The organism is Streptomyces sp. PU-14G, from assembly GCF_041028275.1.
Taxonomy (GTDB): Bacteria; Actinomycetota; Actinomycetes; order Streptomycetales; family Streptomycetaceae; genus Streptomyces.
This window is the reverse complement of record NZ_JASKYT010000310.1, coordinates 1-9,096: the sequence shown is the minus strand read 5'-3', so window position 1 is coordinate 9,096 and position 9,096 is coordinate 1. Positions and strand designations below refer to the sequence as shown.

Sequence of the window (9,096 nt, the reverse complement as noted above, 5' to 3'; positions counted from 1 at the left end):
GCCCCGCCCTCCGCTGACGCCCCGCACGGGGACCCGGACCGAGACCTCACCGCGAAGCCGGCCCCCGGCAGGCCGGAGAGGGCCTGAAGGCGCAGCCGCGATCCGCCCGCCTCAGCGATTCGTCGGCCTCAGCGATTCGTCGGCCTCAGCGGCTCGTCGGCCTCAGCGACGGGCACCTCGCCGGTGCCCGCCTCAGCGGTTTTCCAGGAACGGCTGGAGTTCCTCCGGCAGGTGCCGCTTGCAGTCGTCGCGCGAGGACTGGGTCAGTGCGTCGTTCTGGCAGGTGTAGTACTCGCTGTAGGCGAACTGGAACGTGTACGTCGCCGCGACGATCGCGAGGGTCAGGCCGGCGGTGACCAGCCCGCTGACGGCCGCCGTCCGCTTGGCCTTGGCCGCCTGGGCGGGGGTCACGGCGAGCGGGATCGGCGACCGGCCGTCCGGGCCTGCGGAACCGCCGGCTCCGCCCGGTCCGGCGGAGCGCCCCGGCTCCTCTTGGCCGTCGGCGCCGCGGTCGGTTCCGGCGACGTCCTCCGCTGTGGCGGCCACGGAACGGCGGCGTTTGTCGCCCTTGGGCCTGCGGCCCTCGGCCGGCGCCTTCGGCGGTTTGCCGCGCAGCGCGCTGATGCCCCAGTAGAGCGAGAGCGCCCCGAGCAGCAGTGCGACCTCCGGGACGCCCAGCAGTGCGAAGAAGAGACCCCAGATGCCGGAGTGGAGGGCGTATCGGGCGTGCCGCTGGAGCGGGTCCGTCGGGTCCCAGCGCATGCCCCGCCCACCGGGGCTGCCGGGCCCGCCGGGTCCCCCCGGCTCCCGGCCGCCGTTGCCCTGCCGGTCGCGGTCGCGGTCGCGGTCGCGGTCGCCGCCGAAGCCGCCGCCGTGTCGTCCGGGCTGGCGGCTGCTCCACTGGCTGCCCCACGCGGAGGGCCGCTGCTCGCCGTCCGACGACCCGGAGGCGGAATCCGGTCGTGAGCCGTCGCCTCCGCCACCGGTCTCGTTCCCGGAGTCCGGCTCGGAGCCCCCTGAGCCCCCTGGGCCACGAGAGCCCCGGGGGCCCCGGGGACCCCGGGGGTCGTCGGGGCCCGACCCGTCGTCCGTCTCTTGGGCGAGCCGCCGCGGCTGCCGAGGCTGCCACGGCTGGTCCGGCTGCCCCTCCGGCGGTGGCGCGAAGGGGTTGTCCTCGCGGGAGGTGCTGTCGGAGGCGGCCGTACGGCGGCGTCGGTCGGTCATCTGGTGTGTGTCTTCCTCGTCGCTTCCGCGTCGGTTGCACGGCCGTGTGGCCCTCCGAGCCCCGCGGGAGCCCGAGAAGGCCGTGTCCCTGACGCTACCTTCCGGTTGCGCCCCCGTCCCGTGGGGGCCGTTCCGAGGGCCGGTATGGTTGCCGACGGTCGGACGCTTCGTAGAGTTCCCCGGAATTCCCGGGTCCACGTACTTGTGCGACCACACAATGACGCCCGGCCGCCCCAACCGCACCACCCGCCCCCGCACGCACGACACAGGCACCTATGCGACCCGGGCACGTACGTTCACACGATCCGGTGACCGAGACCCGTTTCCCGCACCACGCCGGGCCGATCTTCATACGTTCCACACATGGTCACTTCCCGTCACGAGACGGCGCACCGGATCTTCCAGGAACGGCCCGCGCTACTCGTTCCCGCCTTCCGGCTGCTGGGCGTCTCCCTTCCCGAAGACTCCCTGGTCGAGGTGCTCACCCCCGACGCCACCGAACTCAAACCGATCGAACGGCGTCTGGACAGCGTGCTGCGGCTCACCCCGCGCGACGGCGGCCCTCCCGTGATGCTCGCCGTCGAGGCCCAGAGCCGACGCGACCAGGACAAGGCCGCGAGCTGGGCCTACTACCTCTCGTTCCTCACCGCGCAGAACAACTGCGCATCCCTGCTGGTGGTCATCTGCCAGGACAAGGACACCGCCGAGTGGGCAGTCGGCCCCTTCCACCTGGGGCCCGACGACTGGAAGCCCCTCACGGTGCGTCCGCTGGTGCTCGGCCCCGGCAACGTCCCCATGATCGTCGCCCCGGAGGAAGCCGCCGAAGACCTGGCCATGGCCACCTTCGCGGCCATGACACATAGCAAGAGCCCGGACATCACCGCCATACTGGATGCCCTGGCACGCGCCCTCGGCAGGGCCGACAGCGAATCCCTCAACTACTACTCGGAACTGATGGAGTCCGGCCTCGGCAACACCCCGGCCCGGCAGACCTGGAGAAAGCTCATGAAGAACGGCAGCTACTTCCCCGGACGCGGCACCCTGGTCGAGGAAACCTTCCTCAAGGGCAAGGCCGAAGGCCAGGCACGCTCGGTACTGCACCTGTTGGAGATGCGCGGTATCCCCGTCACCGAGACCCAGCGCGCCCGCCTGACCGCCTGCACCGACCCGGAGACCCTCGACACCTGGCTGGAGCGAGCTTTCCGGATCACGGACGCCGACCAGATGTTCGAGGGTGAGCAGGGGACATGAAGAACGGCAGCTACTTCCCCGGACGCGGCACCCTGGTCGAGGAGACCTTCCTCGCAGGCAAAGCGGCAGGCCTCGCCAAAGCCAGGGCCGAAGCCAGGGCCGAAGCCGAGGCCGCGAGGCTGGCGTGGTGCGTGTTGCGGTCGTTGGAAATTCGCGGCATCTCGGTCGACGAGGAGCAGCGGGCTCGGGTAAAAGCGTGCACTGACCCGGACGTCCTGGACCGCTGGTTGGAGCGGACTTTCCACGTCGTGGACGCCGACCAGATGTTCGAGGGTGAGCCCGCCGCGGAGCCCGGGCGTTGACCGTCACGTCAGCGCCGGGCACACCGCTGCGGGGTCTCACCACGGCAGGTCCCTCAGCTCCTGGACGCACAGCACCACGAACAAAACGCAGGAGGCGGCCAGCAGGGCGTTGCTGAGGCGGCCGTTGCGCCACTCGCGCGGGGTGCGGCTCGTGTTGAGGAGCCACAGGAGGGTGGCGGCGAGGAACGGCATGAAGAACGCGCCGAGGACGCCGTAGGCGATGACGAGCCCGAAGGGCTTGTCGAGCCACAGCAGGGCCATCGGCGGGAACGTCAGCCACAGCAGGTAGCCGCGGAAGGGCCAGGAGCGCTCCTGCTCACCTCGGGCGAGCGGCGCCACCCCCGCGGTGGCGTCCTGGCCGCGTACGGCCCGCAGCCGTTCCACGAAGTCGGCGAACATCAGGCTCACCCCGTGCCACACGCCCACCAGCGAGGAGAAGGAGGCGGCGAAGAAGCCGATCAGGAAGAGCTTGGCGGTGAAGGCGCCGAAGCGGTCTTCGAGGATCCGGTCGAGGTCGAGGAGGCCCTGGTCGCCTGAGGCGAGGGCGGTCTGGGAGGCGTGCAGCAGCTCCGCACCGACGATCAGCATGGCGACGACGAAGACGCCGGTGGTGACGTAGGCGACCCGGTTGTCGAGCCGCATCATCTTCATCCAGCCGCTGTCGGTCCAGCCCTTGGCGTTGATCCAGTAGCCGTAGGCGGCCATGGTGATGGTGCCGCCGACGCCGCCGACGAGGCCGAGCGTGTAGACGATGGACCCCGAGGGCAGGACGGGCACCAGTCCGGCCAGGGCCCGTGGCAGGTCGGGGGCGACGCGCAGGGCGACGTAGACGACGACCACGAACATGACGCCGACGAAGGCCATCATGATCTTCTCGACCACGGCGTAGCGGTTGGTCCACACGAACGCGAGGCCGATCAGCCCGGTGATGATGGCCCACACCTTGAGGGGCATGACGTCGGGGAAGAGCGCGGCGAGCGGCAGCGCGCTGGAGGACATGGCGGTCGCGCCGTAGACGAAGCCCCAGATGACGACGTACACCGCGAAGTAGACGGTGGTCCAGGCGCCGAGGGTGCGCCAGCCGTCGAAGATGGTGCGCCCGGTGGCCAGGTGCCAGCGTCCCGTGGCCTCGGCGAGGGCGATCTTGACGACGCAGCCGACGACGGCCGCCCACAGCAGCGTGTGGCCGAACTTGCTGCCGGCGATGAGCGTGGAGACGAGGTCTCCGGCGCCGACACCGGTCGCCGCGACGACCATGCCGGGGCCGATCATCTTCCAGTTCGGCTTGCGCACCGGCGGTGCGGCCCCCTCGCGGGGTGCCGGGGGTGTGGTGTGGCCTGACATGCCGTTGCCTCCGCCGTACGCAGTTTTTCGGGCCGGGTGGTGGACGACCGTGCAGGTCGCAGGCGCATGTAACCCTCTGCGGACGCGCCGCACAAGGGGTTGCGTGGCCGTCCGCCGTTGCCGCGTACCTTGACAACCACATTGGTCTGGACCAGGTTGTACGGCGCACGGGCACCCCCACCCCCATGTCCCCCCACACCGGAGGCAGTTGTGGCACGTCCCAGACGCTTCTCTTCGCTGCGCGCGCTCGCCGCGCTGACCACCTCGGCGCTCGCCGCCGCAGGGCTGCTCGCCCTCGGCCCCGCCGCCGCGCACGCCGAGACCCCCACCACGGCGCCAGGGCCCCGCGTCGGCGCCTCGCAGGTCCCGGCGCACGCGGTCACCGGGTACTGGCAGAACTTCGACAACGGCGCGACCGTCCAGACCCTCGCCGAGGTGCAGGACGAGTACGACATCATCGCCGTGGCCTTCGCCGACGCGACCACCACCCGAGGACAGGTCGACTTCACCCTCGACCCCGCACTCGGCTACTCCGAGGAGCAGTTCAAGGCCGACATCGCCGCCAAACAGGCCGAGGGCAAGTCCGTCGTCATCTCCGTCGGCGGCGAGAAGGGCGCCGTCTCCGTCAGCGACGACGCCTCGGCCGACGCGTTCGCCGACAGCATCGTCTCCCTCATGGACGAGTACGGCTTCGACGGCGTCGACATCGACCTGGAGAACGGCCTCAACTCCACCTACATGACCAAGGCGCTGGAGGCGATCCACGCCGCCAAGAGCGACGTGGTGGTCACCATGGCGCCGCAGACCATCGACATGCAGTCGCCGCAGAACGAGTACTTCAAGACGGCGCTCAACATCAAGAGCTTCCTGACCGTCGTCAACATGCAGTACTACAACAGCGGCTCCATGAACGGCTGTGACGGCAAGGTCTACTCCTCCGGCACCGTCGACTTCCTCACCGCCCTGGCCTGCGTCCAGATCAAGGGCGGCCTCGACCCCTCGCAGGTCGGCATCGGCACCCCCGCCTCACCGCAGGCCGCGGGCTCGGGGTACGTGGAGCCCGGCGTGGTCAACGACGCCCTCGACTGCCTGGCCAAGGGCACGAGCTGCGGCAGCTTCACGCCCGACGAGAAGTGGCCCGGCATCCGCGGCGCCATGACCTGGTCGACGGCGTGGGACGCGTCGGCGGGCAACGCGTGGTCGTCCACGGTCGGGCCCCACGTGCACGGCATGTGACCGGCGTCCTCCGCACACGGTGACGCCCCCGGGGCCGGCGGACCGGCCCCGGGGGCGTCCGGTGTGCGGGAGGGTTACGACTGCGGCTGGGGCAGGCGGCAGCCGCGCGCGTCGAGGTCGAGCTGGTTGCCCCGGCCGAAGCACGGGTTGATCAGGTACGTCTGCTGCCCGTAGGCGTTGAGGTAGCGGATGACGACGTGGCCCTGCTCGTTCACCTCACACGGGTTGTTCAGGGTGCACATCTCCCCGTCCTCGTTGTGGGTGTTGTTGACGCCCACGACCTTGCCGGTGCGGTCGTCGATCACCGGGGATCCTGAGGTGCCGCCCTTGGTCTGGCAGTCCATCGTGTAGCGGATGGAGTCCTTCCAGGTCCAGTCGGCCTCCTTGAGACGGTGGGCGAACCCGTCGATCGCGCAGCCGAACTTCTCCTTCCAGTAGCCGGACACGACGGTGATGTCGCGGCCCTTGCGCGGGTGCTTCGCGTCGAGCCTGAGCGCGTCGATGCCGTACTTCCGCTTGATCTCCTTGTACGTGGTGTCCGTCTCGTACAGGGAGATGTCGGTGTCCGTCATGGTCGCGTAGGCGATCTTGTCGGAGTGGACCTTTCCGGCGTCGCTGCCGTCCGCGTTCAGCAGCGTGAAGTCGCGGCTGGTCTGCTGGTCGACGATCACCTCGCCCGCGCCGGGCATGCCCTCTTCCAGGCAGTGCCCGTTGGACAGGACGAGCGCCGGGTCGTCGGGCCGCGAGTGCTTGAGCTTCACCACGGAGCCCGAGCAGTTGCTCAGCGCGACGGTGCCCTCGAAGGAGGGCGGGGTGCCGCCGCCTGAGGCGGCGGCGGCAGGGGCCGTGGCTATGCCCGTGAGCGCGGCGGCGCCGAACAGCGCCGCCGCGAGCGTACTGACCAGGGGCTTCCTCATGTACTCCTCATTCTCCGAGTCGTATGTCGAGTCGTTCTCCGAGAGGAACCGACAGGAAGGGTGCGGCCCCGGAATCCGTACGCCCAGGTGCTCACGGCGTGTTCACGGCTTGGGGAGCGTGCAGCCCTCGGCGCCGAGGTCGAGCTTGTTCCCCTCCCCCACGCACGGTGCGAGGACGTAGGTCTGCTGGCCGTAGGCGATCCCCTCGCGCACGGTGGTCTTGCCGCTCTCGTCCACCTCGCAGGGGTTGTTCATCGTGCACTCCTCACCGTTCTCGTTCCGCGTGTTGTTGACGCCGACGACCTTGCCGCTGGCGTTGTCGATCACGGGTGAGCCTGAGGTGCCGCCCTTGGTGTCGCACTCGGCCGTGTAGCGGATCGAGTCCTTCATCGTCCAGCCCGCCTCCTTGAGGCGGTAGGCGAAGCCGTCGATCGCGCAGCCGTACGTCTCCTTCCAGTAGCCGGAGACGACGGTGATGTCGTTGCCCTGCGTGGGGTGGGACGCCTCGACGTCGAGCGCCTTGACGCCGAACTCGTCCTCGATCTCCTGGTAGGTGGAGCCGACCTCGTAGAGCGAGACGTCGGTGTCCGTCATCGTCGCGTACGAGATCTTCGTGGCGTTGACGGTTCCCGCGTCGCTGCCGTCCGCCTTCAACAGGGTGAAGGAGCGGTTGGAGGGCTGGTCGGTGATGACCTGGCCGGGCTCGGGCATGCCCTCTTGAAGGCAGTGCCCGTTGGAGAGCACGAGCGCGGGGTCGCCGGGCTGCGAGGTCGGCATCTTGACCACGGAACCCGAGCAGTTGCTCAGCGCGACGGTGCCCTCGAAGGAGGGCGCCGCCTTGGGGGCCGCGTGGGGGGCCTGCGCGGTGGTCTGCGCGGTGGTCTGCGCGGTGCTGCCGTCGGTGGGGGCGGCGGCGGCAGGGGCGGCGGACACGCCCGTGAGGGCGACGGCGCCGAGGAACGTGGCGGCGAGAGAGCCGACGAGAGGTCTGTTCATGGTGGGGGGGTCCTCTCCGATACCGAAGGATCGTTCGGTCTGACGCCGTGCATTCTTGGGCCAGTTGGCCTCCCCCCACAAGAGCACCCCCGGAATCGGCAGAGCCGATTCCGGGGGTGCCCGAGGGAGAGTCGAGAAAGAGGGTGCCGGGGCCCGCGAGCCCGGCAAGATCCGGACGAGAGGCCCTAGACGAAGATGCTCACCAGCGCGGCCACCACGAAACCGGCGACCGACAGCACCGACTCCAGCACCGTCCACGACTTGAGCGTGTCCCGCTCCGAGATGCCGAAGTACTTCGCCACCATCCAGAATCCGCCGTCGTTGACGTGCGAGGCGAAGATCGAACCGGCGGAGATCGCCATGATGACCAGCGCGAGATGCGCCTGGGACGGGTCGCTCTGCGCCAGCAGCGGCGCCACGATCCCGGCGGTGGTGACGATGGCGACCGTCGCCGAACCCTGCGCCACCCGCAGCACCAGCGAGATCAGGTACGCCAGCACGATCACCGGCAGCCCCGCGTCCCCGAACACGTCCGCGAGGGCCTGCGCGACGCCGGACCCCTGGAGGACGGCGCCGAAGATGCCGCCCGCGCCGACGACCAGCAGGATGTTGCCGACCGGCTTGAGTGAGGCCGTGGAGACCGTCTCCAGCGACTTGCGGCTCCAGCCGCGGCGCAGCCCCAGCAGGTAGTAGGCCAGCAGCAGCGCCACCGTCAGCGCCACGAACGGGTGGCCGATGAACTCGATGACGGAGCGCCCCGTGGAGGGGTCGAGGGCGATGGAGGAGAACGTCGCGGCCAGGATCAGCACCAGCGGGGTGCCGATGATGGCGAAGACCGTGCCCACGGAGACCGGCTTCTCCTGGCCCCGCTCCCCCACGTCCCTGGCCACGGCGCGCTTGGACTCCTCCACGGCCTCCAGCATGTCCTGCGGCACGTCGACGAAGACCCGGTTGCCGATCCACGCCGCGTACGCCCACGCGGCGAGCACGGCGGGGATGCCGCAGACGACGCCCATCAGGATGATCCAGCCCAGGTCCACGTTGAGCAGCCCCGCAGCCGCCACAGGGCCCGGGTGCGGCGGCAGAAACGCGTGTGTCATCGACAGGCCTGCCAGCATCGGCATGCAGTACAGGAGTACGGACTTGCCGCTGCGCTTGGCCGCCGCGTAGACGATGGGCGCCAGCACGAAGATGCCGACGTCGAAGAAGACGGGGATGCCGAAGATCAGCCCCGTCAGCCCCATGGCCAGCGGGGCGCGCTTCTCCCCGAACAGGCCGAGCAGCCGCGTCGAGAGGGCCTCGGCGCCGCCGCTGACCTCCAGGATCGCGCCCAGCATGGTGCCGAGGCCGATGATGATGGCGACGTGCCCGAGAATGCCGCCCATGCCCGACTCGATCATCGAGACGGCGTCGGACTTCTGGACGGTGCCGAAGAGTTCGGTGACGGACAGGCCCGCCCCCAGGCCCACCGCGATGGAGACGGTGAGCAGCGCGACGAACGGCTGGAGGCGGACCTTGATGATCAGTACGAGCAGCAGGATGATCCCGAGGGCCGCCACGGTGAGCAGGCCCCCGGTCCCGGGTATGAGCGCCAGCAGGCCGCCCGTGTGGGGCGGCGTCTTCTCGGCGGCGGCAAACAGCATGGGGAACTCCGTTGTTCAGTGCTGAGATGAGGCCCCAACCCCGCCCTTTCACCGTTTCTCGGGGGCTCCGCCCCCGAACCCCCGCTCCTCAAACGCCGGAGGGGCTGATTTTCAGCCCGTCCGGCGTTTGAGGACGGAGCGAAGCGACTCGGGGGTCTGGGGGCGGAGCCCCCAGTTCCGGGA

At 70.0% G+C, this 9,096-nt stretch carries 8 protein-coding genes; 3 read left to right on the top strand and 5 right to left on the bottom strand.

Annotated features, from left to right (window positions below):
• Positions 1-192: 192 nt before the first annotated feature.
• Positions 193-1,224, bottom strand: a complete 1,032-nt coding sequence (locus AB8Z75_RS27050; RefSeq protein WP_369206430.1) for a hypothetical protein — start codon at positions 1,222-1,224, stop codon at positions 193-195.
• 363 nt (positions 1,225-1,587) lie between these two features.
• Between AB8Z75_RS27050 and AB8Z75_RS27045 the strand changes: the two genes are divergently transcribed.
• Together AB8Z75_RS27045 and AB8Z75_RS27040 are read left to right on the top strand one after the other, a co-directional pair.
• Positions 1,588-2,475, top strand: coding sequence for a hypothetical protein (locus tag AB8Z75_RS27045; RefSeq protein ID WP_369206428.1), 888 nt, complete (start codon positions 1,588-1,590; stop codon positions 2,473-2,475).
• Positions 2,472-2,777: a hypothetical protein gene (locus AB8Z75_RS27040; protein ID WP_369206426.1), complete on the top strand. Its 306-nt coding sequence runs from the start codon at positions 2,472-2,474 to the stop codon at positions 2,775-2,777. The genes AB8Z75_RS27045 and AB8Z75_RS27040 overlap by 4 nt, the downstream gene beginning before the upstream one ends.
• Before the next feature lie 36 nt (positions 2,778-2,813).
• Here the strand turns inward: AB8Z75_RS27040 and AB8Z75_RS27035 are convergent, their stop codons facing one another.
• The gene (locus AB8Z75_RS27035; protein ID WP_369206424.1) at positions 2,814-4,121 is read right to left on the bottom strand and encodes an Nramp family divalent metal transporter; all 1,308 of its coding nucleotides are present in this window, start codon (positions 4,119-4,121) and stop codon (positions 2,814-2,816) included.
• 210 nt (positions 4,122-4,331) lie between these two features.
• On the opposite strand from AB8Z75_RS27035, the gene AB8Z75_RS27030 reads away from it, so the two are divergent.
• Positions 4,332-5,357 (top strand): chitinase, encoded by a 1,026-nt coding sequence (locus AB8Z75_RS27030; protein WP_369206422.1) that lies wholly within the window; start codon positions 4,332-4,334, stop codon positions 5,355-5,357.
• A gap of 74 nt (positions 5,358-5,431) precedes the next feature.
• Here AB8Z75_RS27030 and AB8Z75_RS27025 read toward each other — a convergent pair whose 3' ends face one another.
• The 3 genes from AB8Z75_RS27025 to AB8Z75_RS27015 form a co-directional block, all read right to left on the bottom strand.
• Positions 5,432-6,274 carry a serine protease gene (locus tag AB8Z75_RS27025; RefSeq protein ID WP_369206420.1) on the bottom strand — a complete coding sequence of 281 codons (843 nt, stop codon included), beginning with the start codon at positions 6,272-6,274 and terminating at the stop codon, positions 5,432-5,434.
• A gap of 102 nt (positions 6,275-6,376) precedes the next feature.
• Positions 6,377-7,270: a serine protease gene (locus AB8Z75_RS27020; protein ID WP_369206418.1), complete on the bottom strand. Its 894-nt coding sequence runs from the start codon at positions 7,268-7,270 to the stop codon at positions 6,377-6,379.
• Positions 7,271-7,455: 185 nt separating this feature from the next.
• Positions 7,456-8,913: a GntP family permease gene (locus tag AB8Z75_RS27015; RefSeq protein WP_369206416.1), complete on the bottom strand. Its 1,458-nt coding sequence runs from the start codon at positions 8,911-8,913 to the stop codon at positions 7,456-7,458.
• Positions 8,914-9,096: the final 183 nt, after the last annotated feature.